The sequence below is a fragment of the Labrys sp. Lb11 genome (assembly GCF_057554225.1).
The window spans coordinates 992786-1016885 of sequence record NZ_BAAJOT010000002.1; the positions used below are offsets into that span (position 1 = coordinate 992786).

Genomic DNA, 24100 nt, shown 5'->3' on the forward strand with positions numbered 1-24100 from the left:
CCCGATGGACGCTTCGCTCATCCTGGAGGCGCGCGACCTGACGGTGAGCCCGGCGGACGGCGCGGCGCCGGTGATCGAGGGCGTCGGCCTGCGCCTCAACGCCGCCGAGATCTTCGGCATCTACGGCGAGAGCGGCGCGGGCAAGACGGTGCTCAGCCGGGCCCTGGCCGACTGGCTGCCCGAGAGCCTGACCCTGGCGCGCGGCTCCGTCGCCTTCGCCGGCCGCGACATCCGCGAGCGCGGCGCCTGCCGCATCGGCCGCGACGTCGCCTATATCGGCTCCAAGCCGCAGAGCTCGCTCGACCCGACCCAGCCGGTCGGCGTGCAGATCGTCGAGAAGCTGCGCAGCGTCCGGCCCGAATGGAACGCGCGCGAATGCCGCGAGCGCGTCGTCCAGCTCCTGGCCGAAGTGCGCATCCCCTCGCCGAAGGAGCGCTTCTTCGAATATCCCTCGCGCTTTTCCGGCGGCATGATGCAGCGCGCCATGATCGTCGACGCCATCTGCGCCGAGCCGGCCGTGCTGATCGCCGACAACATCACCCAGCCCCTCGACGTGACCATCGGCGCGCAGATCGTGGCGCTGCTGCACGCCCTGTGCCTGCGCCACCGCATGGCGACGATCTACCTCTCCTCCTCGCTGGCCACGCTCGGCCAGTTCGGCGGCCGCACCGCCGTGCTGCACCGGGGCCGACTGGTGGAGCAGCAGCCCTTTGCCGATCTCCTTGCGGCACCGCAGTCGGACTACACGCGCCGGGCCATCGCCGACGTGCCGCGCATCTGGTCGACCCGCGACCAGCCGGTGTCGCGCCGCAGGGCCGGCGAAGCGCCGCTGCTCAGCATCCGGGACGCGCACCGCACCTACCTCATGCGCAAGCGCGGCACCTTCAACACCTATCGCCGCATCCAGGCGGTGCGCGGCGTCAGCTTCGACATCCTGCCGCGCGAGAATTTCGGCATCGTCGGCGAGTCCGGCTGCGGCAAGTCGACCCTGACCCGCCTGCTCGCCTGGCTGGAGGCGCCGGACCGGGGCGACATCGTGCTCGGCGGCACCTCGCTGGCCGCCCTCGGCCCGCGCCAGCTCCTCGACAAGCGCGGCGAGTTCCAGCTCCTGCTGCAGGACCCCTACAACGCCCTGCCGCCACGCACCACGGTCGGCCGCATGGTCGAGGAGGGGCTGCTGCTGCGCGGTGGGCTGAAGCAGGCCGAGCTGCGGCGGCGGGTGGTGGCGGCCATGCGCGAGGTCGGCCTGCCCGAGGCGCTCTACGACCAGCTGCCCAACGCCCTCTCCACCGGCGAGCGCCAGCGCATCTCGATCGCTCGCGCCCTGATCCTGTCGCCGAAGCTGCTGATCCTCGACGAGACGCTCTCGGCGCTCGACCAGGGCGAGCAGGCCAAGCTGATCGACCTGTTCTCGCAGTTGCAGGAGAAGAACGACCTCACCTACGTCTTCATCTCCCACGACCTCGCCATGGTGCGGAAGGTCTGCACCCGGATCGCGGTGATGTATCTCGGCGAGATGGTCGAGATCGCCGACAACCACGACCTGTTCTTCGAGCCGCAGCACCCCTACACCAAGGCGCTGCTCTCGGCGGCGCCGACCCTGGAGGACAAGCCCTTCGACCCCGCCCGCCATCTCCTGGAGGGCGAGCCGCCGAGCCCGATCGACATCCCGCCCGGCTGCAGCTTCGCCTCGCGCTGCCCGCAGGCCTTCGGCCGCTGCCGCGCCGAGGCGCCGCGCCTGCGCGAGCACAAGCCCGGCCGCTTCGCCGCCTGCCACCTGCTCGACGCCGGGGAAGAGGACGAAGTTGCGGCGGCGTGAGGGGCCGCGACAGGCTGAATCTGGCGCGAGCAGCCCTGCGCTGCGATACGTGCGTCACGGAACACATGGCGCGCGCCATGAGCGAAACGACGTTCACCTTCCGGGTCGACGAGACCCTGAAGGCCGAATTCGCCACGGCCGCGAAGGCCGATGATCGCGCCGGCTGAGCGCCTTCCCTCTCACTCCTCCCCCGTCACCATCCGCCACAGCACCTCGATCAGCACCGCCAGGCCCTTGTCCAGGGCCGCCGCGTCCGTGAACTCCTTCGGCGTGTGGCTGAGGCCGCCCCGGCTCGGCACGAAGATCAGCGAGGCCGGCATGCGCCGGTTGAGCGCCAGGGCGTCGTGCCCGGCCACCGTCTTCATCGCCAGCGTCGAGAAGCCGAGCTTCTGCGCCGCCTCGCGCACCAGGACCGCGCCGGCCGGATCGAGCAGCGCCGTGCCGCGCCGCTCGTCCGCGGCGACGGCCAGGCCGACGCCGAGCGGCCCGATTGCCGCCCGCGCCGCGTCGAGGAACCGGTCGCCCAGCGCCGCCGCCAGCGCTTCGTCCTCGTGGCGCAACTCGAACCAGACCTGCACCCGGTCGGGCACGACATTGGGGGAGTTGGGGTGCACGACGATCCGTGCCGCCGAGGCATGGGCGCCCGAGCCGCTCGCCTCGACCACGGCGTGGAGCGCATCGATGGCCCGTGCCGCCGCGCGCAGGGCGTCGCGCCGCCGCGGCATCGGCGTCGGGCCGGTGTGCGAGGGCTCGCCCGTGAAGACCAGCGACAGCTTGCGCGCCGCCCAGGCGCCCTCAACCACGCCGATGTCGGCGCCGGCCTCCTCCAGCCGCGCGCCCTGCTCGACGTGCAGCTCGACATAGCGCGCCGGCCGGAAGGGCAGCGCCCCCTCGCCGCGATAGCCGATGCCGGCGAGCGCCTCGCCGAGGGTGACGCCGTCGCCGTCGGCGAGCGCCAGGGCCGCCGCCGGCGGCAGCAGACCGGCCTGGACCGAGCTGCCGGTAAGGCTCGGCTGGAACCGCGCCCCCTCCTCGTTGGTCCAGTTGGCGACGACGAGGTTGCGCCGCGCCGCGCCCGGCTGCCGCGCCGCCCGCGCCGCCACGGCCTCGACCGCCAGCAGCCCCGCCAGCACGCCATAGGTGCCGTCATAGCGCCCGCCGGTCGGCTGGCTGTCGAGATGCGAGCCGACCAGCACGGCCTCGGTCGAGGCCGGCGCCAGGACCGCGGCTCCGAACATGTTGCCGATCGGGTCGACGGAAAGATCGAAGCCGCGGCGACGGCTCTCCGCGGCCAGCAGGTCGCGCGCCGCCTTGTCCTCGATCGAGGCCGTCAGGCGCCGGACGCCGCCGTCGCCGCTGTCGCCGTGCCTGGCGAAGGCGGCGATGAGATCGTGCAGGACGGGAAAGGCCGGCGATCGGGTCATGGCGGGTCAGGGGCGCGGCGCGAGCGGCCAGTCCATGGCGAAGCCCCGCCGGTCCTCCAGGGCCTTGGCGACCTGCAGCACGCCGAGGTCGTCGAAACGGTGGCCGATCACCTGCACGCCGATCGGCAGGCGGCGCGCATCGAAAGCGGTGCAGACGGTCGCGGCCGGCTGGCCGGTCTGGTTGTAGAGGGCGGTGAACAGGCTGTGCGCCAGCGGCGTCTCGAACACCACGCCGGGATCCTCGGCGGGGAAATTCACCACCGGCAGGGTCGGGGAAATCACATAGTCCCAGCCCTCGAAGGCGGCGAGCAGCCTGGCCTTGGCCCGGTTGATCTCGCCGAGCGCCCGGTAGACGTCGGCGCCGGAATGCCGCGCCCCGCCCTTCGCCCAGTCGCGGACATGGGGGTTGACGCCGCCTTCGCCGTGCGGCGGCAGCCCCATGACCTCGCAATAGCCGCGAACCTGGAGGAAGAGGTCGATCGGCGCGTAGGCGTCCTCGGAGAAGGGTGGGGCGAACGGCTCGACCCGGGCCCCCGCTCCGGCCAGCAGCCGGCCGGCCGCCTCCACCGCCGTGCGCACCGCCGGCTCGGGCCTGAGGCCGAAGCCCATGTCGGTGAGGACGCCGATCCTGAGCCCCGCGAGGTCGCGGTCGAGATGCGCCTGATACTGCGTCGCATCCGGCGGGAAGCTCCAGGTGTCGCGCTGGTCGGGGCGCGTCAGCACGGTCAGGAGCCGGGCGATGTCCTCCACCCGCCGGCCCATCGGCCCAGCCATGCGCATGGTGTCGGCGGGCAGGTGCGGCACGCGGCCATGGGTCGGCTTCAGCGCGGCGATGCCGCAATGGGATGCGGGCAGCCGCACCGAGCCGGCAATGTCGGTGCCGACCGACAGGAAGCCCATGCCGGCGGCGACCGAGGCGCCGGCGCCGGCGGAGGAGCCGCCGGTGTTCCAGGCAAGCCCCCAGGGGTTGCGGGTGACGCCATGCATCGAGCTGATGCCGGAGGCGAGCAGCCCGCAATCGGGCATGGCGGTCTTGGCGAAGATCACCGCGCCGGCCTGGCGCAGGGCCAGGGCGGGCGGCGAATCATAGGTCGAGGGCGGCAGGTCGGCGTTGGCGGCGATGCCGTGCAGATAGGGCCAGCCGGTCATGGCGACGCTGTCCTTCACCGTCATCGGCACGCCGTCGAGCAGGCCGGCCGGCGCCTTCGCCCGCCAGCGCTCCTCGGAGGCGCGGGCCTCGGCCAGGGCCTCGTCGGGCCGGATGGAGAACAGGGCGTTCACCGCCGGGTTGACCGCCTCGACATGGGCGAGCACCGCCTCGAGGACCTCGACCGGCGACAGGCTGCCCGCCGCATAGGCCCGGGTGAGGTCGCCGACGCTCAGCGCCACCAGCTTCTCGATCGACATGGACCCTCCCTGGCCAGGACGTGGCGACCCGCCGCCCACCGGGCCGCTTTCGCCGCGCCCTCGGCGGAGCCGGACCGGAGCCAAGCGCGTTTCGGTGGAAACGCGTTTTGCTCTAACGCTTTGTTTCGACGCGTCTTTGCGGCTTGACGCGATTCCGTCAGATCGCAAGACGCTTTAGCGGAGATTGCCGGCCGGGCGGTAGGGCGCCGGTGTGCCGGGCACGAAATGGTGGAGCATCAGGCATCCCCCTTTCGGCAGTTCCCCGCGACACTACCCTGGCGGGACACGGCTTTCGGCCGCGCTTCGCCGCATCCAGGGACCGGCAGGAAGACCGAAGGCGCGATATGAGAGGGTTCGACGGGGAATTGGCGCAGGTGCGGGCGAGCCTGCGCGCCGTGCCGGGCTGGGAGCACCGGGAGGTGACGGCCGAGCCCGCCATTCCCATCCTCGCCTCGCCGAGCTGGCGCGGCGTCGACGGCTCGCCCTGGCGCGTCGTCGACAAGGCGGGTGGCGAAAGCCTGTTCGTCAAGCTGATGGACGCCGACGCGGCGCTGACCATCGACGTCGCCTGCGCCTTCGAGGCCGCGCGCCGGGCCTCGGATCTCGGCGTCGGCCCGACGGTGCATCTGGCCGACGCCGCGACCGGCGTGCTGGTGATGGAGGACCTCGACCGGGGATGGCGCGTCGGCACGCTCGAGCGCCTGCTCGAGCCCGCGATCGTCGACCGCGTGCTCGCCGCCCGCCGCCGCTTTCAGGACGGCCCGCCGCTGCCCAGGACGGAGGGCGTGTTCGACGAGATCGAGCGCTTCCATGCCGCCGCCCGGGCGGCCGGGGCCGAACTGCCGTCCGATGCGGACTGGCTGGTGGCGGAGCTCGGCCATGCCGGCGAAGCGGTCAGCGCCCTCGGCGTCGCCGGGGTGCCGATCCATGGCGACGGCAACGTCTCCAACGTGCTGATATCGGACGCTGGCGAAGTCCGCCTGGTCGACTGGGACCGGGCGACCACCGCCGACCCGCTGGAGGATCTCGGCAGCTTCCTGGTCGAGGCCTTCGACGAGGAGCCGGAGGCGCGCGACGCCTTCATCCGCTTCACCGGCGGCTTCGACGAGCGGGCCTTCGACCGGGCCCGGATCTATGGCGTCGCCGACGACCTGCGCTGGGGCCTGATCGGCGCGCTCGTGGCGGCGAAATCGGCGCGCAAGACGCTGGAGTTCTACAAGTTCGCCTCCTGGCGCTTCGTGCGCTGCCGCATGGCTGTGCGCGAGCCGCGGTTCGGCGAATGGGTGCGGAGGATCGGATGAGCGTCGCAAAGCGCCTGGGAGAGGCGGTCACCGCCCATGAGCACGCCCTGGAGCAGGCGGTCGCCCGCGTCGCCCCCTGGCGGGGCCGCAACGTGCGCTACACCGCCCTGGTCGGCGGGCTGATGAACCAGAACTGGCTGGTCGAGGTCGAGGGCCATCCCCGCAGCTACTTCGTCAAGATCCCCGGCGCCGGCTCGGAGATGTTCATCGACCGCGTCGCCGCCAACGAGGCGGCCCGCAACGCCCACGCGGCCGGCATCGCGCCGGAAGTCGTGTTCTTCGACGCCGCCGACGGGCTGGAGGTCAGCGAGTTCATGACCGGCTACCGCGCCTGCACCAATGCCGACTTCTCCAATCCCGCCATCCAGGCCGACGTGCTCGACATCTATCGCCGCCTGCATGGCGGACCGGCGCTGTCGCTGACCAAGACCATCTTCGACATGATCGAGGAGCATCTCGACCAGGGCCGCTCGCTCGGCGCGCATTTTCCGCCGGCGATGCCCTGGATCGAGCACCGCTACCGCCAGGCCAAGGCCGCCTTCCTCGCCTCCGGCCTCGACCTCGTCCCCTGCTTCAACGACCCCATGCCGGGCAATTTCCTGGTCGGCGACGGCGCGCCGAGGCCGATGAAGCTGATCGACTACGAGTTCGCCTCCAACAACGAGCGGGCCTACGAGCTCGGCGTGCTGTTCGCCGAGATGTTCTTCGACGAACGGCAGACGTTGGGGCTGATCGAGCAGTATTTCGGCGCGGTCCGGCCCGACATGGTGGCGCGGGTCTGGCTCAACCGCGCCCTCGCCGACATCAAATGGGCGTCCTGGGCGGTGGTGAACCGCAAGCTGAACGCTTGGGACTTCGACTACCAGAAGTACGGGGTGTGGAAATATATGCGCGCTCGCGACGTGATGTACGATTCGCGCTGGGACGCCTGGCTGCGCGCGGTGTGAGCGGCCGGCCGCTCACGCCCGGGCCGCCTCGCCGTCGAGCCGCCGCGACCAGTCCTCGATCCGTCCGGTGTCGAGGCGCCGGGCGAACAGGCCTCGCCAGCTTTCGGCGAGGTCCGGCAGCGCCGCGAGCGCGGCCCAGTCCGCCGGACCGCCCTGCCCGTCATAGAGGATGCCGGCAATACGGGCGAGCGGCCAGGCCGGCTGCGGTCGCGCCGCCAGCACCAGGGCCGCGCCCGGCTCGACCAGCCCGGGCCGGAGCACCCGGTAGTACCAGCCGGTCCGGCCGCTGGCCTGGACGCGGCGGGCCATGTCGGAGCGGCCCGTCCGGGCGTTGAGGCGCCAGCAGGGCTGGCGGCCCTGGCTGACCTGCAGCAGGGCCGGGCCGAAGGCGAAGACGTCGCCGACATGGATGTCCCGTTCCGTCGCGCCCGTCGTCGAGACGTTCTCGCCGAACATCGGCGCCTGGTCGACGAAGGGGCCGGACGCCGGATCTTCCGCCGCCCATGCCCGGTAATGCTCGCGCGGATAATGATGCAGCGCCTTCTCCGGCCCGCCATGGTGGCGCGTGTCGCCCTGGTGGTCGCCGGCGAGCCCCGTCCGCGTGACCTGCCAGGGCCCTGGCTGCGCGGTCTTGGCGATGCCGCTCGGCAGGCCTCCCGGTCCGAGCGGCGCAAGGGCGCCGGCGTTGAGCGCGTCGACCACGAGCCTCACGGCGCCGCCTCCGCCAGGGCGGCCTGGATGCGGGCTCCCAGCGCCATGTCCTCCTCCTGGCCGAAGCCGTGATGGCGGATCCGGCCGTCGCGGCCGATCAGGATGCCGGTCGGCGTGCCGCGCATGCCGAAGCGCTGCATCGTCACCGGGATCGGGCCCTCCGGCGAGGCCTCGTCGACCCCGACCGGAAAACTGAAACGGTATTCGTGCAGGAAGGCGGCCAGCGCCACCGGCGTCATCGCGGCGTGATGCTCGAACACCGTGTGCAGGCCGATGCCCCGCGGCTCGAATCTCGTCATGGATCCCGTCCTTTCCGGGCTAGGGAGGTGCGGCCCCCGGGCCGGCGAAGCTCTTCCAGGCTGCCGCCTGGGCCGGGGGTTCGGCGATGTCATGCTCGGCGCAGTCGAGCCGGAGATGCCGGGTGCCGAAGGCGGCGTTCACGAGCGCGCAATGATGCGGCAGATCCGCGCCCGGATAGGCGTTCGGGCGGAAATGCCGGCAGCTGACGCACAGGCGCTGGTCGGGCAGCCGGCCGGCGCGCTGCAGGGCGCGGATCAGCTTGATCACCAGGAGCAGCAGGTCGGCCTGCTCGGCCGGCGCCAGCTCGGCCAGCGCCATGTCGGTCGCCATGGCGGCGAGGCCGACGGCGCGGACCGCCTCGCGTCCGGCCGGCGTCACCGCCACCGCCACGGCGCGAGCATCGGTGGCATCGGCCGTCTTGGCGACCAGCCCCTTGCGCTCGAGCGCGGCGACGGAGTCGGTGGCCGTGGGCTGGGTGACGCCGAGATGGCCGGCGATCGCCTTGACGCGCAGGCCGCCGGCGCCGCGGCCGGCGAGGAAGGACAGGACGTGGGCCTGGGTCGGGTTGAGGCCCACCGCACCGGCGGCCGACCATTGATCGGCCTTCAACACCGCGGCCAGCCGGTCGAGCCCGTCACGCAGGCGGCGCGGCAGCGGCTCGGAGATGGCATCGAAGGTGCTCATGGTAATCTCATAGGATTCCTATCTATAATCGTCAAGCCTCTTGTCCGGTCTGGCTCTTGAAAGGCGGACCGCGCCACAGCGAGCGGGTCAACATTCCACGCCGATCCACGATGGCCCTGTCCGGCCCGATCTCCTTGGTCAAGTGATTGGCCAAGGAGATGTCCATGGTCCAGTTCTCGGTTCACGAAGCCAAGATCAACCTGTCCAGGCTGATTCCCGACGCACTCGCAGGCGAGGCGATGGTCGTTGCCCGTGGTGCGCCTGATGCCGGTCACGCCGCGCGGGCGTCGGCCAGCCCCGGCCCCGGATGCGTCTGCCCGGGTCAGGCCGAGACGCCGCCCTCCGGCGCCGCCGCCTGCCAGCGTAGCGCGAAGGCACCGTCGAGGGGCCCGCCGTCCCGGCGGTCCGCGGCCGCTCGCCCGCGCGTCTTGGCGGTGCCGCCGATGCCGGAGAGGCAGGCGAGCTGGCGGGCATCGCGTGGGGCGATGCCGAACTGCCGGCTGAAGCTGCGCGAAAAATGCGAGACGTTCTTGAAGCCGACCTGGTAGGCGATCTCGGCCACGGTCAGGTGGCCCTTGGGGTCGGCCACCAGCAGTTCGTAGGCGCGTTGCAGCCGCCGGCTCTGCATGAACTGGCCGACGGTCGTGTTGTCGTCGTTGAACAGGCTGTAGAGATAGCTCAGCGAGATGCGGTTGCCGGCGGCGATGGTCTTGGGCGACAGATCCTGGTCGCCGAGATGGCTCTCGATGAAATCGAAGATGCGCCGCCTGAGACGATAGCGGGCATTGCGCACGTCGAGCGTCGAGCCGCGGTCCTCCGCGCCGATCGCCAGGGCGACGAAGCTGACGATCTCGGTGGCCAATGCCTCAGGGTTCGGCGGCGGCCGTTCGGCAAAGGCGTCGGCGACGCCGCGCACGAGATCGACCAGCAGTCGCGTCATCTGCTCATGCGCCTCGAAGCGCCGGCCGACATGGTCGTCGACCGAGGTGAGGCGGCCGCGCAGCTCCGTCGCCGGGATGCGCACCGTCAGCAGCGCCGCATCGGTCTCGGAGGCGATCTCGTAATAGTCCGCCTGGTTCAGCAGCAGGTACTCGCCGGCGGCGATGGTGCCGGCCCGGCCGGCCTGGCTGTAATGCAGCGGGTCGCTCAGCGGGATCACCAGCACATAGGCGCTGTCCACCGTCGGGGCGAGCCGGTCGCGGCCGTACACGATGCCGCGCGCCGCGGCGGCGACCTCGAGACAGAGCCGGCCGATGCGGATCTGCTGCCGCGTCGCCAGGCCGTTGCCGATTGCGGAAATCTGCATGGTGCTCGGTCCCTTGCAATTCCAGGCAGGGTTCGCTGACGCCCCCACGGGACGGTGCGGAAACCTGCAGATTTTCAAAGCCTCGGCGGAGTGCGCGGGATCGGAACCGTGCGCCGATCCGCGATGCTCCGCCCCGCGAAGTCGCGGGGCCGGCCGCTCACGGCTCGGCGACGACGACCTCCGTCCCGGCCTCCCGCAATGCCAGGGCGAGCGCTCCCGAGGGCGGCTTGTCGGTGACGAGCCGGTCGATCGCATCCCAGCGTGCGCAGATGGCGACGGCAAGCTGATCGAACTTGCCGTGGTCGGCGACCACGATCGCCTCCGCCGCCCGCTGGATCATGGCGCCATAGACGGCGCCCGCCTCCTCGTCGACGTCGTAGAGGCCGCGGGCGCCGATGCCGGTGGCGCCGACGATGGCGCGGTTGGCCTCGTAGCCGTTGATGCTGGCGATGGTCTGCGAGCCGAGCAGATAACCCTCGCCGGCATGGAGCCGGCCGGCGCAGCACAGCACCCGGATGGTCGGATTGGTGCCGAGCGCGATGGCGCTGGCGAAATCATGGGTGATGACGGTGATGTCGTGGTTGCGCGCCGCCAGGAAGCGCGCGACGTGATAGGTGGTCGTCCCGCCGCCAAGCATCAGCACCTCCTTGGGCAGGATCATCGCCGACACCGCCGCGGCAATGGCCTCGCGCTCGGCGATCATCACCCGCCGCCGGTCGTTGCGCGAGGCCTCTGCCGCGAAGGGGCGCGAGGCGCCGCCGTAGGTGCGGTTGATCAGCCCCTGCTCGTGCAGCTCGACCAGGTCGCGGCGGATGGTCTCGCCGGAGACGCTGAGCGCCACCGCCAGCTCCGAGGCCCTGAGGGCCGGCGCCGCCGTGAGCTGGGCGATGATGCGCTCATGCCGCACCGCCTTGGACAGGCGATCACGGTCCTGCCCCTGCGGCGCGCGCTGGCGCTCGCCTCCCCTGGCCGTCGGCGATGCATTGCCCGTCATCGCGCGCCTCCCTGCTGCGGATGCCGACGAAGCAGAATCCGGCGGCCGAACCACGGCCCGGCCGACAGAAGCCGCCTGCCGCTGAAGACCGGACCTCCAACCCCGCCGCTCTCCCGCGCCGACAAATCTTGCGCATGAGATGTCGTGGATGTCCACACAAATATGTGGCCCCTTCCTCAAACGCGAATGCGACCGCAGAGCCCTTCCTGGCCAGCCTCTTCGGGTGTACGTTCAGCGCTTGTTGCGAAATCCCGCGGCTTCCAAGGTTGCACACCGGGGAAATCGGCGGTGTCTCGGGTTCTGTCACTTCGTTGCCGTGGTTCCGCGGCCATTGTGGGAATGTCCACATTGTCGGACGATCCTCGCCGGATCGACGGGACACGATATCCGGGGCCGGGAAGACGAGACGGAGCCGGCGCGGACATCCAACAGGCGAGCCCCGGGGCGGGAAGGCGGAACCATGCAGCAGGACCAGGGAATTCTCGCTCTGAACGCCTTCGACCCGGGCGCCGGCACTTCCGCCGACGACAGGACGCGGCGCGCCGTCGCCCGCCGCCTCGGCGCCTTCGGCTCGAGCTCGGTGCTGTTCTATCGCGAGCCGATCGAGATGGTGCGGGCGGAGGGCGTGTGGATGCACGCCGCCGACGGCCGCGCCTATCTCGACGTCTACAACAACGTCCCCTCGGTCGGGCACTGCCACCCCCGCGTGGTCGAGGCCATCCGCGGCCAGGTCGGCACGCTCAACATCCACACGCGCTACCTCAGCGCGATCGTCGACGCCTACGCCGAGCGCCTGCTGGCGACCATGCCGGCGGCGATCGGCAATCTGGTGCTGACCTGCACCGGCAGCGAGGCCAACGACCTTGCCCTGCGCGTGGCCCAGGCGGCGACCGGCGGCACCGGCTTCGTCGTCACCCGCACCGCCTATCACGGCAACACGGCCGCGGTCACCGACGTCTCCCCGTCCTCGCGGCCCGGCCGGCCGCTGGCGGCGCATGTGCGGGCCGTGCCGGCGCCCGACATCTACCGCGACCCCGCGCCCGACCCCGGCGCGCGCCTCGCCGCGGCGGTGGCCGAGGCGGCGGCCGACCTCGAGCGCCACGGCATCCGCTTCGCCGGGCTGATGGCGGATACCGTCTTCTCCAGCGACGGCGTCCATGCCGATCCCGTCGGCCTGCTCGCCCCGGTGGTCGAGGCGGTGCACGCCCATGGCGGCCTGTTCATCGCCGACGAGGTCCAGCCCGGCTTCGGGCGCACCGGGGACGCGCTCTGGGGCTTCGCCCGCCACGGCGTCGTCCCGGACATCGTCACCATGGGCAAGCCGATGGGCAACGGCTTCCCCATGGCCGGCATGGCGCTGCGGCCGGACCTGCTCGCCGCCTTCAACGCCCGGGACAAATATTTCAACACGTTCGGCGGCAATCCCGTCGCGGCGGCCGCCGGCCTCGCCGTGCTCGACGTGATCGCGGATGAGGGGCTGATGGAGAATGCCCGCATCGTCGGCGACCACCTGCGCCGCGGTCTCCGCGAGATCGCCAACGCCCACGCCGCCATCGGCGACGTGCGCGGCGCCGGCCTGTTCATCGGCCTCGAATTCGTCACCGACCGTGAAGCGCGGACCCCGGCACCGGAGACGGCCGCCGCTGTGATCAACGGCCTGCGCGACCGCGGCATCCTGATCGGCGCAGCCGGCCCCTACGGCAACACCCTGAAGATCCGCCCGCCGCTCTGCTTCAGCAAGGCCAATGCCGACATGGTGGTGGAAGCCTGCGACGCCGTGCTGCGCGGGTTGCCGGAGAGGTGAAGGAAGCCGGCTAACTTAAAGAAGCAGGCATGGATGACCGCCCGCCTCGGCCTGCCGCGACCGGGCCCCGGCGCCCGTCGGTCCCGCCCGGCGCCGCAATCGAAGGGGCGGACTCGCGGCCTGATCGGCGGCATCCGCCAGGCTGTGCGCGGCGTCAAGCCGGACCTGCCCGTCGCCATCAACACCCTGCCCTTCCATCCCGGCGGGTTCGACAATGCCGTCGAGGAGATCGGCGCCGCCGAGTTCGTCGCCATGGTCGACGCCGTCGAGCGCAGCCCCGTCGACGGCCTCTGCCTGTTCACTCTCACCAACGTCCTGGAGCGCCGGGACAGCGCCGCCGGCCGCGCCAAGGCCGACCGCATCCGCCGCTTCCGCGCGTAACGGCGCCCGGAATTCGAGGAGGACACCGGCGCATGACCCGCATCTCCGCCCCGGCATCGGGGCGGAGATGCTGCCGTTGAGCAGATCGTCGGCCCGGCGCCTCCCGGCGGCGGGAGCCCGGATCCGCCGGAGGCTGCCGGTTGCGACTACACGACGAGGAAGTCGAGATGGGTCAGGACCGGCACGTCGCCGGAGAAATTGTCGGCGATCGCGAACTTGACGGCCGCGCCGGCCCCCGACCCGTCCGCGTCGTAATAGATCGCTCCGGTCTTCTGGTTGTAGATGATGCGGTCGTTCGCATCGACCGTCTGCCCGTTCCCGATGACCTTGAAGGCGCTGGCGGTGAGGCTCCCGCTCGTCTGTCCGAGAGCGGCGAAAACCGAATGATCCAGCAGGATCACGTCGTCCACCGGCCGGAAATCGCCGAGATGGTCGATGTTGCTCGGGCCCAGCGCGCTGTTGAACAGGAACCGGTCCTTCCCGTCGTCGCCGTAGAGCGTGTCGAATCCGAGGCCGCCATTGATGGTGTCGTTGCCAGCACCGCCACGCAGCGTGTCATTGCCCTTGCCGCCGGAGAGCTGGTCGCTGAAGTCGGACCCGGAGATGTCGTCGCTCTTGACGCTGCCGATGATCTGGACGGCGGACGTCGCCTGCTCGGCTTCGACGACCAGCTTCTGCGGTTCGGTGAACGTGTTCGTGAAGTCCAGGGCGCCGCCGGCCCCCCTCAGGAAGAAGTGAAATTGATCCGATGAGTTGTTGATGTCGAATTTCTGGATCCCCTTGAGCTGGGCCACGCTTGCAAACAGGTTCGTGGCGTCGACGACCAGTTCCTCGACACCCGAGATCTTCAGGTTGACGTCGAGCTCGTTGTTGACGCCGGAGCCGGTCAGGAACAGGAAATCATACCCGCTGCCGCCGTTGATCGAGCCGGTCTGCCCGGCCTCGATGAAGAAGAAGTCGGTACCGCCATTGCCGTTGAGGGTGTCGAGGCCCCCGGCCGCTCCCTGGAATATGTCGGTGCCGTTGCCGCCGTTGAGCGTGTCCTGCGCATTGGTGAGCGTGAATGTCGTCATGTCATCTTTCCGTTGCGTTGATCTTTGCCCTGGGTGAAAAATATCATAACTACTGTGAAATTCAAGTTATTATGTAAGTATTTCAAATGTAACAATGAATTTTCGAGAAAAATAACGCTACCACCCTCCAAATACGCATCAACCGACTGAGATATCGACACAATTGACCCACCGAAATCGCGACGGCTACGATCTGCCGTCACAGCATTACAAATGAAATATATCCGACCAATGCCCATGCGGTCGCCTCGCCGGCGCCGTGACCTGCGGGCTCCGCGTGGCCTGCGGGCGCGCTCGCCGTGCGCGGCATTCGGATCGCGAGCCGACCACGGCGGGAAACTCCGCCGTTGACAAGCCCACGGCTGCGGCAGATGCTTGCGGCATTCCGAGGGGTGCCCCGCGAGGGGCTGAGATGGCGCAAGCCGGACCCTTGAACCTGATCCGGGTCATGCCGGCGGAGGGACGGGAATGGGGGCATTCAGCCCTGCGGGTCTGAAGCCCATCCCCAACATCGTCACACCCGGATCTCCTTGGCTGCAGGAGGAGATCCATGAACACGCATATGCGCGCGCCGAAGAAAGAGATCCGCACCGCCCCGGACTCGGTCACCACCGGCCCGGTCGCCGGCTCGCGCAAGATCTACGCGGCGCCGAAGTCGCAACCGGACCTGCGCATCCCGTTCCGCGAGATTGTGCTATCGGACCCGCAGGAGCCGGCCCTCCGGGTCTATGACTCATCCGGCCCCTACACCGACGGGGCCGCCGCCATCGACCTCGGCCGGGGCCTGCCTCCGGTCCGCGAGGCCTGGATCGCCGCCCGCGGCTTTCCGGAGGTGGCGGGGCGCGGCGTGCGCCCGGAGGACAACGGCCATGTCGGCGCCGACCGGCTGGTCGAGCCCTGCCCTGCCCGCCGTACCCTGCGCGCCGGCAGCGCGGGCGCCCTCGTCACCCAGTACGAGTTCGCCCGTGCCGGCATCGTCACCGAGGAAATGGTCTACGTCGCCCATCGCGAGAACCTCGGCCGCGAGGCGGCGCTTGCCGATGCCGGCGCGCGCCTCGGCGACGGCGAAAGCTTCGGCGCCGCCATCCCCGCCTTCGTCACGCCGGAATTCGTGCGCGACGAGGTGGCGCGCGGACGGGCCATCATTCCCGCCAACATCAACCATCCCGAGCTCGAGCCGATGGCGATCGGCCGCAACTTCCTGGTCAAGGTCAACGCCAATATCGGCAATTCCGCCTTGTCCTCGGGCGTGGCCGAGGAGGTGGAGAAGCTGGTCTGGGCCATCCGCTGGGGCGCGGACACGGTGATGGATCTCTCCACCGGCCGCAACATCCACAACATCCGCTCCTGGATCATCCGCAACGCGCCGGTGCCGATCGGCACCGTGCCGATCTACCAGGCGCTGGAGAAGGTCGGCGGCGATCCGGTGAAGCTCGACTGGGAGGTGTTCAAGGACACGCTGGTCGAGCAGGCCGAGCAGGGTGTCGACTATTTCACCATCCATGCCGGCGTGCGCCTCGCCCATGTGCCGCTGACCGCGCGGCGCGTCACCGGCATCGTCTCGCGCGGCGGCTCGATCATGGCGCGCTGGTGCCTGGCGCGTCATCAGGAGAGCTTCCTCTACGAGCGCTTCGACGAGATCTGCGACATCATGCGCCGCTACGACGTCTCGTTCTCGCTCGGGGACGGACTGCGCCCCGGCTCGATCGCCGATGCCAACGACGCCGCCCAGTTCGCCGAGCTGGAGACCCTGGGCGAGCTCACCCGCATCGCCTGGGACAAGGGCTGCCAGGTGATGATCGAAGGCCCCGGGCATGTGCCCATGCACAAGATCAAGGCCAACATGGACAAGCAGCTCGCCGCCTGCGGCGAGGCGCCGTTCTACACCCTCGGTCCGCTGACCACCGACATCGCACCGGGCTACGACCACATCACCTCCGGCATCGGCGCGGCGATGATCGGCTGGTTCGGCACGGCGATGCTCTGCTACGTCACGCCCAAGGAGCATCTCGGCCTGCCCGACCGCGACGACGTCAAGACCGGCGTCATCACCTACAAGATCGCGGCCCATGCCGCCGACCTCGCCAAGGGCCACCCGGCGGCGAAGCTGCGCGACGACGCCCTGTCGCGCGCGCGCTTCGATTTCCGCTGGGAGGACCAGTTCAACCTGTCGCTCGATCCGGACACCGCCCGCGCCTTCCACGACGAGACGCTGCCCAAGGACGTGCACAAGGTGGCGCATTTCTGCTCGATGTGCGGCCCGAAATTCTGCTCGATGCAGATCACCCAGGAGCTGCGCAAGGAGGCGGCGGCGCTGGAGGCCGAGGCCCGTGCGGGCATGGCGCAGAAATCGCGCGAATTCCTGGACGGCGGCGGCGCGCTCTACGTCCCGGCGGCGGAGTGACGGCGATGCGCGTCACGGTGATCGGGGCCGGCGTCGCCGGCCTTGCCAGCGCCACCGAGCTCGCCGAGCGCGGTGTCCCGGTCGAGGTGCTGGAGCAGGGCCCGCAGCTCGGTGCCGGCGCCTGCTCCTGGGCTGCCGGCGGCATGCTGGCGCCCTGGTGCGAGCGCGAGAGCGCCGAGGCCGAGGTGACCGACCTCGGCCGGCAAGCCCTGGCCTGGTGGCCGCGTCATCATGCCGGCACCATCAAGCACGGCACGCTGGTGGTCGCCCCGGCCCGCGACACCGTCGAGCTCGACCGCTTCGCCCGGCGCACCACGGAGCACGAGCGCGTCGATGAGGCGGGGATCGCCGCGCTGGAGCCGGACCTGGCCGGGCGCTTCCGGCACGGACTTTACTTTGCCGGCGAAGCGCACCTCGATCCACGCGCGGCGCTGGCCTCGCTCGCCGACCGGCTGACGGCCCGCGGCGTGCCGATCCGCTTCGGCGTGGATGCGGACGCGGCCCCGCCCGAGGCGGACATCGTCATCGACTGCCGGGGCTTTGCCGCACGCCATCTCCTGCCGGATCTGCGCGGCGTGCGCGGGGAGATGGCGCTCGTGCACAGCCGCGACGTCACCCTGTCGCGACCGGTGCGCTTCCTGCATCCGCGCCTGCCGCTCTATGTCGTCCCGCGGGGCGACGGCCTGTTCATGATCGGCGCCACCATGATCGAGTGCAGCCGGCGCGGCCCGGCGACGGTGCGGGCGGCGCTGGAACTGCTCGGCGCGGCTTATGCCCTCCACCCGGCCTTCGCCGAGGCGGAGATCGTCGAGATCGGCGCCGACGTCCGCCCGGCCTTCCCCGACAACCTGCCCCATATCGTGCGGCGCGGCCGCACCCTTCATCTCAACGGCCTGTTCCGCCACGGCTTCCTGCTGTCGCCCGCCATGGCGCGGCAGGTGGCGGACACCGTCCTCTCGCTTCCGGAGACTCGCGATGACCATCATCGTCAACGGGCAAGCGCATGACTCGGCCGCCGCCACCCTCGAGGCCCTGCTCGAGGCGCTCGGCTATGGCGGCGCCGTGGTGGCCACGGCCCTGAACGGCCACTTCGTCCGCTCTGCCGAACGCCCGCGGACGCGCCTCGCCGAGGGCGACGCAGTCGAGATTCTCGCCCCGATGCAGGGAGGCTGACATGGCCGACACCTTCGATCTCTGCGGCACGTCGCTCGCCTCGCGCCTGCTGCTCGGCACCGCCCAATATCCCTCGCCCGCCATCCTGGCCGAGGCGGTGCGCCGCTCGCAGGCCGGCGTCGTCACCGTGTCGCTGCGCCGCGAGGGCCTCGCCGGCCGCAGCGGCCAGGACTTCTGGGGCTTCGTGCGCGGCCTCGATGTCCGGGTCCTGCCCAACACGGCCGGCTGCCACACCGTCAAGGAGGCGGTGACGACGGCTGAGATGGCGCGCGAGGTCTTCGGCACGCCCTGGATCAAGCTGGAGGTGATCGGCGAGACCGACACGCTGCAGCCCGACGTGTTCGGCCTGGTCGAGGCCGCCCGCATCCTCGCCGCCGACGGCTTCGAGGTCTTTCCCTATACCACCGAGGATCTGGTCGTCGCCGAACGGCTGCTGGAGGCGGGATGCCGGGTGCTGATGCCCTGGGGGGCGCCGATCGGCAGCGGCCGCGGCCTCAACAACGTCTACGGCCTGCGCAGCCTCAGGGCGCATTTTCCCGGCGTGCCGCTGATCGTCGACGCCGGCATCGGCCTGCCCTCCCATGCCGCTGCGGCCATGGAGCTCGGCTACGACGCCGTCCTGCTCAACACCGCCGTCGCCAGGGCCGGCAAGCCGCCGGCGATGGCCGAGGCCTTCGCCCGGGCGATCCAGGCCGGGCGTGCCGCCTTCCTGGCCGAGCCGATGCCGCCGCGCGACATGGCGGCCCCCTCGACCCCCGTGATCGGAAAGGCGATGCTGGGATGACGCTGCCCCGCTTCTACCCCATCGTCGACAGCGCCGCCTGGGTGGCGCGGCTGGTGCCGGCCGGGGCTCGGCTCATCCAGCTGCGCATCAAGGACCGCGACGAGCCCACCCTCCTCGCCGAGGTCCGGGCGGCGCTGGCGACCTGCACGGCCGTCAGCGCCCAGCTGATCGTCAACGATCATTGGCGCGTCGCCATCGACACCGGCGCCGACTATGTCCATCTCGGCCAGGAAGACCTCGACGAAGCCGACCTGCCGGCGATCCGCGCCCGCGGCATCCGGCTCGGCGTCTCCACGCACGACCATGCCGAGCTCGAACGGGCGCTCGCGACCGATCCCGACTATGTCGCGCTCGGCCCGATCTATCCGACGACGCTGAAGGCGATGCGCTTCGGCCCGCAAGGACTGGCGCGCATCGGCGCTTGGCGGCGCCTCGTCGGCGCCCGCCCACTGGTCGCCATCGGCGGCATCACCCTGGAGCGCGCGCCCCTGTGCCTCGCCGCCGGCGCCGACGTCGTCTCGGTGGTGAGCGACGTGGTCGGCCATGTCGACCCGGAGGGACGGGCGCGGGCCTGGGCCGCCGCTGTCGGATGACGGCGATCGCCCTCACCATCGCCGGCTCCGATTCCGGCGGCGGCGCCGGCATCCAGGCCGACCTCAAGACGTTTTCGGCTCTCGGCGTCTACGGCGCCAGCGCCATCACCGCCGTCACCGTGCAGAACACGCAGGGCGTTCGCGCCGTGCACGCCGTGCCGGCCGCCGTCATCGCCGGCCAGGTCGCGGCGGTGATCGAGGATTGCGACGTCGGCGCGATCAAGATCGGCATGGTGCCGAACCCGTCCGCGGTCGAGGCCGTCGCGGCCGCATTGGCGGGCAGCCCGGCGCCGTTGGTGCTCGATCCGGTGATGATCGCCACCTCCGGCCACCGGCTGATCTCGCCGGCCGCGGCCGCGGCGCTGCGCCGCCGCCTGCTGCCGCTGGCCGCCTGCCTCACCCCCAACCTCGCCGAGGCGGCCGCCCTCACCGGGACCGGCATCGCCGCCGGCGAGGAGGCCATGATCCGCCAGGGCGCCCAATTGCTGGCGCTCGGGCCGCGGGCGGTGCTGGTCAAGGGCGGCCATGCCGGGCTGGCGCGGGCCGTCGACATCCTGGTCACCGCCGACGGCGTCGAGCGCTTCGCCGCCGACTGGATCGAGACCGACGCCCTGCACGGCACCGGCTGCACCCTCTCGGCCGCGATCGCCGCCGGCCTGGCCCGCGGGCTGGCGCTGGCGCCCGCCATCGCCGCCGCCAAGGCCTATCTCACCCGCGCCCTCGCCGCCGGCCGTGACCTCAGGATCGGCCGCGGTCATGGCCCGGTGCATCACTTCGTCGACTGGTGGTAGCGGGCCGGCGATCGGCCGCGCGCGGCGATTCCTCAGGGTCCATTCGCGGATAACAGCTTCGGGCGCGACGCCGACCGCTCCCCTCTCCCTTGCGGGGAGGGGTAAGGGGTTGGGGGTTGGGGGTCGTTGGCGTAGGGCGCGTCCTATCCTGTTGGACCCCCACCCTTTATCCCTCCCCGCAAGGGGGAGGGAAGACGCTGGCGTCGCGGTGAGAGCGGAACCGTGGCGTCTCGCACGGCCGCAAGCAAAGCCGACAGGCCCGCGCCCCCCGGCTTGACTTCCTGATTTTGTGATCACAAAATCAGGCCAGTCTTTTTCCCCGAAAGCGCCGGATCATGAGCCTGCACCAGACCAACCTGTCGACTGCCCAGCTGCGCGCCATCGACGCCGCGCACCACATGCATCCCTTCACCGACACCAAGGGCCTCAACGCCGAGGGCGCGCGGGTCATCGTCAAGTCCAAGGGCGTGCATCTGTGGGACTCCGACGGCAACGAGATCATCGACGGCATGTCGGGGCTGTGGAACGTCAATGTCGGCTACGGCCGCGAGGAGATCATCGAGGCGGTGGCGGCGCAGATGCGCGAGCTGCCCTTCTACAACACCTTCTTCAAGACCACGCACCTGCCGGCGATCGAGCTGTCGCGCCTGCTGGCGGAGGTGACGCCGCCGCAGTTCGGCCGGGTGTTCTTCACCGGCTCGGGCTCCGAATCCAACGACACCATCATCCGCATGGTGCGCCATTACTGGGCGGCGCAGGACAAGCCGGCCAAGAGCGTCATCATCTCGCGTCGGAACGGCTATCACGGCTCGACCATGGGCGGCGCCTCGCTCGGCGGCATGGCGCCGATGCATGCCCAGGGCGGCCTGCCGATCCCCGGCATCGTCCATATCGCCCAGCCCTACTGGTACGGCGAGGGCGGCGACAGGTCGCCGGAAGAGTTCGGCCTGTGGGCCGCCCGGGAGCTGGAGCGCACCATCGACGAGATCGGCGCCGACAAGGTCGCCGCCTTCATCGGCGAGCCGGTGCAGGGCGCCGGCGGCGTCATCATCCCGCCCGCCACTTATTGGCCGGAGATCCAGCGCATCTGCCGCGAGCGCGACATCCTGCTGATCTCCGACGAGGTGATCTGCGGCTTCGGACGCACCGGCGAATGGTTCGGCTGCCAGCATTTCGGCTACGAGCCCGACATCATGGCCATGGCCAAGGGCCTGTCGTCCGGCTACCTGCCGATCGGCGGCGTCATGGTGTCCGACAAGGTCGCCGACGTCATCGCCAACGCCGGCGACTTCAACCACGGCTACACCTATTCCGGCCATCCCGCCGCCTGCGCCGCCGCCATCGCCAATCTGCGCATCCTGCGGCAGGAGAAGATCGTCGAGCGCGTGCATGACGACATCGGCCCCTACATGCAGAGGCAGTGGCTCGGCCTCGCCGACCACCCGATGGTGGGCGAGGCGCGCATGATCGGCCTGATCGGGGCGCTGGAGCTCACCCCGAACAAGGCGACGCGCGCCGCCTGGCCGGTCGAGATCGGCACGGTCGGCACGATCACCCGCGACTATTCCTTCCAGAACGGCCTGGTGATGCGCGCCACCCGCGACGTGATGATCATCGCCCCGCCGCTGGTGATCAGCCATGAGGAAGTCGACGAACTCGTCCGCATCGCCCGCAAGACGCTGGACGATGCCTGGGGCGAGGTGAAACGGCGCGGCTATGTCTGAGGAGCTCATGCCGCAGATCCTCGCCGGCATCGCCGCCGCGCGCGCCGCGGCCTTCCATGCCGCCGAGAGCGCGCGTTTCGCCGCGGCGCGGCCACAGTCCCGGGCGCTGGCGGCAAGGCTGGCGGACGGCTTCTACGACGGCGTGCCGATGCACTGGATGCGCGACTGGCCGACACCGTTCCCCATGGCGGTGGCCGAGGCCTGCGGCGCCTCGATCACCGATGTCGACGGCCATCGCCTCGCCGATTTCTGCCTCGGCGACACCGGCTCGATGTTCGGCCATTCGCCCGAGCCGGTGGCGCGCGCCGTCGCCGCGCAGGCCGGCCGCGGCCTGACCTATATGCTGCCGACGCCCGAGGCCGCCGGGATCGGCCGGCTGCTGGCCGAGCGCTTCGGCCTGCCGCACTGGCAGGTGGCGACCACGGCGACCGACGCCAACCGCTTCGCCCTGCGCGTCGCCCGCGCCGTCACCGGCCGGCCGAGGATCCTGGTGTTCAACGGCTGCTATCACGGCTCGGTCGACGAGACCTTCGTGCGGCTGGTCGACGGCCGGCCGGCGCTCAGGCCCGGCGTCCTCGGCCAGTTCGTCGACCTCACCGCCAACACGGCCATCGTCGAGTTCAACGATGTGCCGGCGCTCGAGCGGGCGCTCAAGGCCGGGGACGTCGCTTGCGTCATCACCGAGCCGGTGCTGACCAACTCGGCCATGGTGCAGCCCGAGCCCGGCTTCCACAACGCCCTGCGGCGCCTGACCCGGGCGGCCGGCACGCTGCTCCTGATCGACGAGACCCACACCATCTCCACCGGCCCGGGCGGCTACACCGGGCGATACGGCCTGGAGCCGGACCTGTTCGTGCTCGGCAAGCCGGTGGCCGGCGGCGTCCCCGCCTCGGTCTGGGGCTTTTCGGACGAAGTGGCCCGGCGCCTCGACGCGGCGCGGGCGGCCTCGCCCGGCTATTCCGGCATGGGCACCACCCTCTCGGCCAATGCGCTGGCCCTCGCCGCCATGCACGCCACCCTGACCGAGGTGATGACCGAGGCGGCCTATGCCCACATGGAACGCCTCGCCGCCGAGCTCGACGCCGGTCTCGCGGCGGTGATCCGGCGAGCGGGCCTGCCCTGGCACGTGGCGCGGGTCGGCGCCCGGGTCGAGTTCATCTTCTCGGCGGAGCCGCTGCGCAACGGCACCGAGGCGGAGGCGACCCACATCGCCGCGCTGGAGCGGGCCGTCCATCTCGGCCTGCTCAATCGCGGCGTGCTGATCGCCCCCTTCCACAACATGATGCTGGTCTCGCCGGCGACGTCGCCCGCCGATGTCGGCGCCCTGGTCCGCGCCTTCGCGGATGTCGTGGGCGAGCTCGTGAAACCCTGACGGGCCGCTCTCCGGCCCGCGACCTGATCCATCGACGCCGGCCGGCTCCTCCCCGCGGAGGGACCGGCCGGCGTCTCTGCGATCATTCCCTTGCTGTCCATTCCACGACCTCCCCGACGGGCCGACCGGCGCCGGCGGCGCAGCCTTGCCTGCTGATCGCGCCATCATGCTGAGATGGAGGAATACTGATTGACTCATCATACCAGTTCGATGTAACTGGCAGGACATTCTCGGCGCTTAGGGAGACGGGACAGTCCATGACGGCGATCGCACTCTTCGGCGCGGGCGGAAAGATGGGCTACCGCCTGGCCAAAAACCTCCAAGGATCCCGCTTCGCGGTCCGCCACGTCGAGGTCGGCGAAGCCGGCCGCCAGCGGCTGAAGGATGGGCTCGGCCTCGACTGCGTCACGCCGGATGCGGCGCTCGACGGCGCCGAAGTGGTGATCCTCGCCGTGCCGGACACGCTGATCGGCAAGGTCGCGGCCGGCATCGCCCCGAAGCTCGAAGCCGGGACCATGGTCATCGCCCTCGATGCGGCCGCGCCCTTCGCCGGCCATCTGCCCGAGCGTCCCGACCTCACCTATTTCGTCACCCACCCCTGCCATCCGCCGATCTTCAACGATGAGACGGAGCTGGCGGCGCGGCGCGACCATTTCGGCGGCATCGCCGCCAAGCAGCACATCGTCAGCGCCCTGATGCAGGGCCCGGAAAGCGCCTATGCCCTCGGCGAGGAGATCGCCAAGGTGATCTGGGCGCCGGTGATGCGCTCGCACCGCGTCACGGTCGAGCAGATGGCCCTGCTCGAGCCCGGCCTGTCCGAGACGGTCTGCGCCACGCTGCTCGACGTGATGCGCGAGGCCATGGACGAGGTCGTGGCCCGCGGCGTGCCCGCCGAGGCGGCGCGCGACTTCCTGCTCGGCCACATGAACGTGCTCGGCGCCGTGATCTTCAAGGAGGTCGAGGGCGTGTTCTCCGACGCCTGCAACAAGGCCATCACCTTCGGCAAGCCGGCGCTGATGCGCTCCGATTGGAAGAAGGTGTTCGAGCCCGCCGAGATCGCCGAGAGCATCCGCCGCATCACCTGACCGGCCGGGCAAGCCGGATCCGC

General features: G+C 70.8%; 21 protein-coding genes, 1 pseudogene and 1 riboswitch. Of the genes and pseudogenes, 14 read left to right on the top strand and 8 right to left on the bottom strand.

What is annotated here, in order from left to right; genetic code table 11:
• Positions 1-4 precede the first annotated feature (4 nt).
• On the top strand, positions 5-1819 hold the full coding sequence (locus AC27L4_RS09665) for an ABC transporter ATP-binding protein (RefSeq protein WP_487141876.1): 1815 nt from the start codon (positions 5-7) through the stop codon (positions 1817-1819).
• A gap of 179 nt (positions 1820-1998) precedes the next feature.
• Here AC27L4_RS09665 and AC27L4_RS09670 read toward each other — a convergent pair whose 3' ends face one another.
• Complete coding sequence (locus tag AC27L4_RS09670; RefSeq protein ID WP_487141877.1) at positions 1999-3243, bottom strand: allantoate amidohydrolase; 1245 nt, start codon at positions 3241-3243, stop codon at positions 1999-2001.
• Positions 3244-3249: 6 nt separating this feature from the next.
• Positions 3250-4650 (bottom strand): amidase, encoded by a 1401-nt coding sequence (locus AC27L4_RS09675; RefSeq protein WP_487141878.1) that lies wholly within the window; start codon positions 4648-4650, stop codon positions 3250-3252.
• A 344-nt stretch (positions 4651-4994) separates the two neighbouring features.
• On the opposite strand from AC27L4_RS09675, the gene AC27L4_RS09680 reads away from it, so the two are divergent.
• Together AC27L4_RS09680 and AC27L4_RS09685 are read left to right on the top strand one after the other, a co-directional pair.
• Positions 4995-5951: a phosphotransferase gene (locus AC27L4_RS09680; RefSeq protein ID WP_487141879.1), complete on the top strand. Its 957-nt coding sequence runs from the start codon at positions 4995-4997 to the stop codon at positions 5949-5951.
• Positions 5948-6898 carry a phosphotransferase gene (locus AC27L4_RS09685; protein ID WP_487141880.1) on the top strand — a complete coding sequence of 317 codons (951 nt, stop codon included), beginning with the start codon at positions 5948-5950 and terminating at the stop codon, positions 6896-6898. Before AC27L4_RS09680 ends, AC27L4_RS09685 begins: the two co-directional genes overlap by 4 nt.
• A gap of 12 nt (positions 6899-6910) precedes the next feature.
• Here AC27L4_RS09685 and AC27L4_RS09690 read toward each other — a convergent pair whose 3' ends face one another.
• The 5 genes and pseudogenes from AC27L4_RS09690 to AC27L4_RS09710 form a co-directional block, all read right to left on the bottom strand.
• On the bottom strand, positions 6911-7609 hold the full coding sequence (locus tag AC27L4_RS09690; RefSeq protein ID WP_487141881.1) for an MOSC domain-containing protein: 699 nt from the start codon (positions 7607-7609) through the stop codon (positions 6911-6913).
• Positions 7606-7884, bottom strand: a pseudogene (locus tag AC27L4_RS09695) (TlpA family protein disulfide reductase); the annotation flags it as partial. The gene AC27L4_RS09690 and the pseudogene AC27L4_RS09695, both read right to left, overlap by 4 nt.
• A 43-nt stretch (positions 7885-7927) precedes the next feature.
• Positions 7928-8593 (bottom strand): MarR family winged helix-turn-helix transcriptional regulator, encoded by a 666-nt coding sequence (locus AC27L4_RS09700; protein WP_487141882.1) that lies wholly within the window; start codon positions 8591-8593, stop codon positions 7928-7930.
• A 322-nt stretch (positions 8594-8915) separates the two neighbouring features.
• Entirely contained in the window at positions 8916-9899 is a 984-nt protein-coding gene (locus AC27L4_RS09705) for a helix-turn-helix domain-containing protein (RefSeq protein WP_487141883.1), read from the bottom strand.
• 157 nt (positions 9900-10056) lie between these two features.
• Positions 10057-10893 carry a DeoR/GlpR family DNA-binding transcription regulator gene (locus tag AC27L4_RS09710; RefSeq protein ID WP_487141884.1) on the bottom strand — a complete coding sequence of 279 codons (837 nt, stop codon included), beginning with the start codon at positions 10891-10893 and terminating at the stop codon, positions 10057-10059.
• A 460-nt stretch (positions 10894-11353) separates the two neighbouring features.
• Here AC27L4_RS09710 and AC27L4_RS09715 point away from each other — a divergent pair, with 460 nt between their 5' ends.
• Both AC27L4_RS09715 and AC27L4_RS09720 read left to right on the top strand, forming a co-directional pair.
• Positions 11354-12697 (top strand): aspartate aminotransferase family protein, encoded by a 1344-nt coding sequence (locus tag AC27L4_RS09715; protein ID WP_487141885.1) that lies wholly within the window; start codon positions 11354-11356, stop codon positions 12695-12697.
• A gap of 33 nt (positions 12698-12730) precedes the next feature.
• Positions 12731-13078, top strand: coding sequence for a hypothetical protein (locus AC27L4_RS09720; protein WP_487141886.1), 348 nt, complete (start codon positions 12731-12733; stop codon positions 13076-13078).
• A gap of 146 nt (positions 13079-13224) precedes the next feature.
• Here the strand turns inward: AC27L4_RS09720 and AC27L4_RS09725 are convergent, their stop codons facing one another.
• Complete coding sequence (locus AC27L4_RS09725; RefSeq protein ID WP_487141887.1) at positions 13225-14151, bottom strand: calcium-binding protein; 927 nt, start codon at positions 14149-14151, stop codon at positions 13225-13227.
• 378 nt (positions 14152-14529) lie between these two features.
• Positions 14530-14631, top strand: a riboswitch (TPP riboswitch).
• A gap of 70 nt (positions 14632-14701) precedes the next feature.
• Between AC27L4_RS09725 and thiC the strand changes: the two genes are divergently transcribed.
• The 9 genes from thiC (at position 14702) to AC27L4_RS09770 (ending at position 24077) form a co-directional block, all read left to right on the top strand.
• Positions 14702-16555, top strand: a complete 1854-nt coding sequence (gene thiC / locus AC27L4_RS09730; protein ID WP_487141888.1) for a phosphomethylpyrimidine synthase ThiC — start codon at positions 14702-14704, stop codon at positions 16553-16555.
• Positions 16556-16560: 5 nt separating this feature from the next.
• Complete coding sequence (gene thiO, locus AC27L4_RS09735; RefSeq protein WP_487141889.1) at positions 16561-17562, top strand: glycine oxidase ThiO; 1002 nt, start codon at positions 16561-16563, stop codon at positions 17560-17562.
• Positions 17531-17728: a sulfur carrier protein ThiS gene (thiS, locus tag AC27L4_RS09740; protein ID WP_487141890.1), complete on the top strand. Its 198-nt coding sequence runs from the start codon at positions 17531-17533 to the stop codon at positions 17726-17728. Before thiO ends, thiS begins: the two co-directional genes overlap by 32 nt.
• Position 17729: 1 nt before the next feature.
• Entirely contained in the window at positions 17730-18512 is a 783-nt protein-coding gene (locus AC27L4_RS09745) for a thiazole synthase (protein ID WP_487141891.1), read from the top strand.
• A complete protein-coding gene (locus tag AC27L4_RS09750) occupies positions 18509-19105 on the top strand; it encodes a thiamine phosphate synthase (RefSeq protein ID WP_487141892.1) in 597 nt (198 codons plus the stop codon). The genes AC27L4_RS09745 and AC27L4_RS09750 overlap by 4 nt, the downstream gene beginning before the upstream one ends.
• Entirely contained in the window at positions 19102-19896 is a 795-nt protein-coding gene (gene thiD / locus AC27L4_RS09755; RefSeq protein ID WP_487141893.1) for a bifunctional hydroxymethylpyrimidine kinase/phosphomethylpyrimidine kinase, read from the top strand. Before AC27L4_RS09750 ends, thiD begins: the two co-directional genes overlap by 4 nt.
• A 335-nt stretch (positions 19897-20231) precedes the next feature.
• A complete protein-coding gene (locus tag AC27L4_RS09760; protein WP_487141894.1) occupies positions 20232-21620 on the top strand; it encodes an aspartate aminotransferase family protein in 1389 nt (462 codons plus the stop codon).
• A gap of 7 nt (positions 21621-21627) precedes the next feature.
• On the top strand, positions 21628-22992 hold the full coding sequence (locus tag AC27L4_RS09765; protein ID WP_487141895.1) for an aspartate aminotransferase family protein: 1365 nt from the start codon (positions 21628-21630) through the stop codon (positions 22990-22992).
• A gap of 257 nt (positions 22993-23249) precedes the next feature.
• A complete protein-coding gene (locus tag AC27L4_RS09770) occupies positions 23250-24077 on the top strand; it encodes a phosphogluconate dehydrogenase C-terminal domain-containing protein (RefSeq protein WP_487141896.1) in 828 nt (275 codons plus the stop codon).
• Positions 24078-24100 lie beyond the last annotated feature (23 nt).

Bases quoted from the DNA above. Each gene is read 5' to 3' on its own strand.
- AC27L4_RS09665 (WP_487141876.1), top strand. From the start codon at position 5: ATGGACGCTTCGCTCATCCTGGAGGCGCGCGACCTGACGGTGAGCCCG.
- AC27L4_RS09670 (WP_487141877.1), bottom strand. From the start codon at position 3,243: ATGACCCGATCGCCGGCCTTTCCCGTCCTGCACGATCTCATCGCCGCC.
- AC27L4_RS09675 (WP_487141878.1), bottom strand. From the start codon at position 4,650: ATGTCGATCGAGAAGCTGGTGGCGCTGAGCGTCGGCGACCTCACCCGG.
- AC27L4_RS09680 (WP_487141879.1), top strand. From the start codon at position 4,995: ATGAGAGGGTTCGACGGGGAATTGGCGCAGGTGCGGGCGAGCCTGCGC.
- AC27L4_RS09685 (WP_487141880.1), top strand. From the start codon at position 5,948: ATGAGCGTCGCAAAGCGCCTGGGAGAGGCGGTCACCGCCCATGAGCAC.
- AC27L4_RS09700 (WP_487141882.1), bottom strand. From the start codon at position 8,593: ATGAGCACCTTCGATGCCATCTCCGAGCCGCTGCCGCGCCGCCTGCGT.
- AC27L4_RS09705 (WP_487141883.1), bottom strand. From the start codon at position 9,899: ATGCAGATTTCCGCAATCGGCAACGGCCTGGCGACGCGGCAGCAGATC.
- AC27L4_RS09710 (WP_487141884.1), bottom strand. From the start codon at position 10,893: ATGACGGGCAATGCATCGCCGACGGCCAGGGGAGGCGAGCGCCAGCGC.
- AC27L4_RS09715 (WP_487141885.1), top strand. From the start codon at position 11,354: ATGCAGCAGGACCAGGGAATTCTCGCTCTGAACGCCTTCGACCCGGGC.
- AC27L4_RS09720 (WP_487141886.1), top strand. From the start codon at position 12,731: ATGACCGCCCGCCTCGGCCTGCCGCGACCGGGCCCCGGCGCCCGTCGG.
- AC27L4_RS09725 (WP_487141887.1), bottom strand. From the start codon at position 14,151: ATGACGACATTCACGCTCACCAATGCGCAGGACACGCTCAACGGCGGC.
- thiC (WP_487141888.1), top strand. From the start codon at position 14,702: ATGAACACGCATATGCGCGCGCCGAAGAAAGAGATCCGCACCGCCCCG.
- thiO (WP_487141889.1), top strand. From the start codon at position 16,561: ATGCGCGTCACGGTGATCGGGGCCGGCGTCGCCGGCCTTGCCAGCGCC.
- thiS (WP_487141890.1), top strand. From the start codon at position 17,531: ATGACCATCATCGTCAACGGGCAAGCGCATGACTCGGCCGCCGCCACC.
- AC27L4_RS09745 (WP_487141891.1), top strand. From the start codon at position 17,730: ATGGCCGACACCTTCGATCTCTGCGGCACGTCGCTCGCCTCGCGCCTG.
- AC27L4_RS09750 (WP_487141892.1), top strand. From the start codon at position 18,509: ATGACGCTGCCCCGCTTCTACCCCATCGTCGACAGCGCCGCCTGGGTG.
- thiD (WP_487141893.1), top strand. From the start codon at position 19,102: ATGACGGCGATCGCCCTCACCATCGCCGGCTCCGATTCCGGCGGCGGC.
- AC27L4_RS09760 (WP_487141894.1), top strand. From the start codon at position 20,232: ATGAGCCTGCACCAGACCAACCTGTCGACTGCCCAGCTGCGCGCCATC.
- AC27L4_RS09765 (WP_487141895.1), top strand. From the start codon at position 21,628: ATGCCGCAGATCCTCGCCGGCATCGCCGCCGCGCGCGCCGCGGCCTTC.
- AC27L4_RS09770 (WP_487141896.1), top strand. From the start codon at position 23,250: ATGACGGCGATCGCACTCTTCGGCGCGGGCGGAAAGATGGGCTACCGC.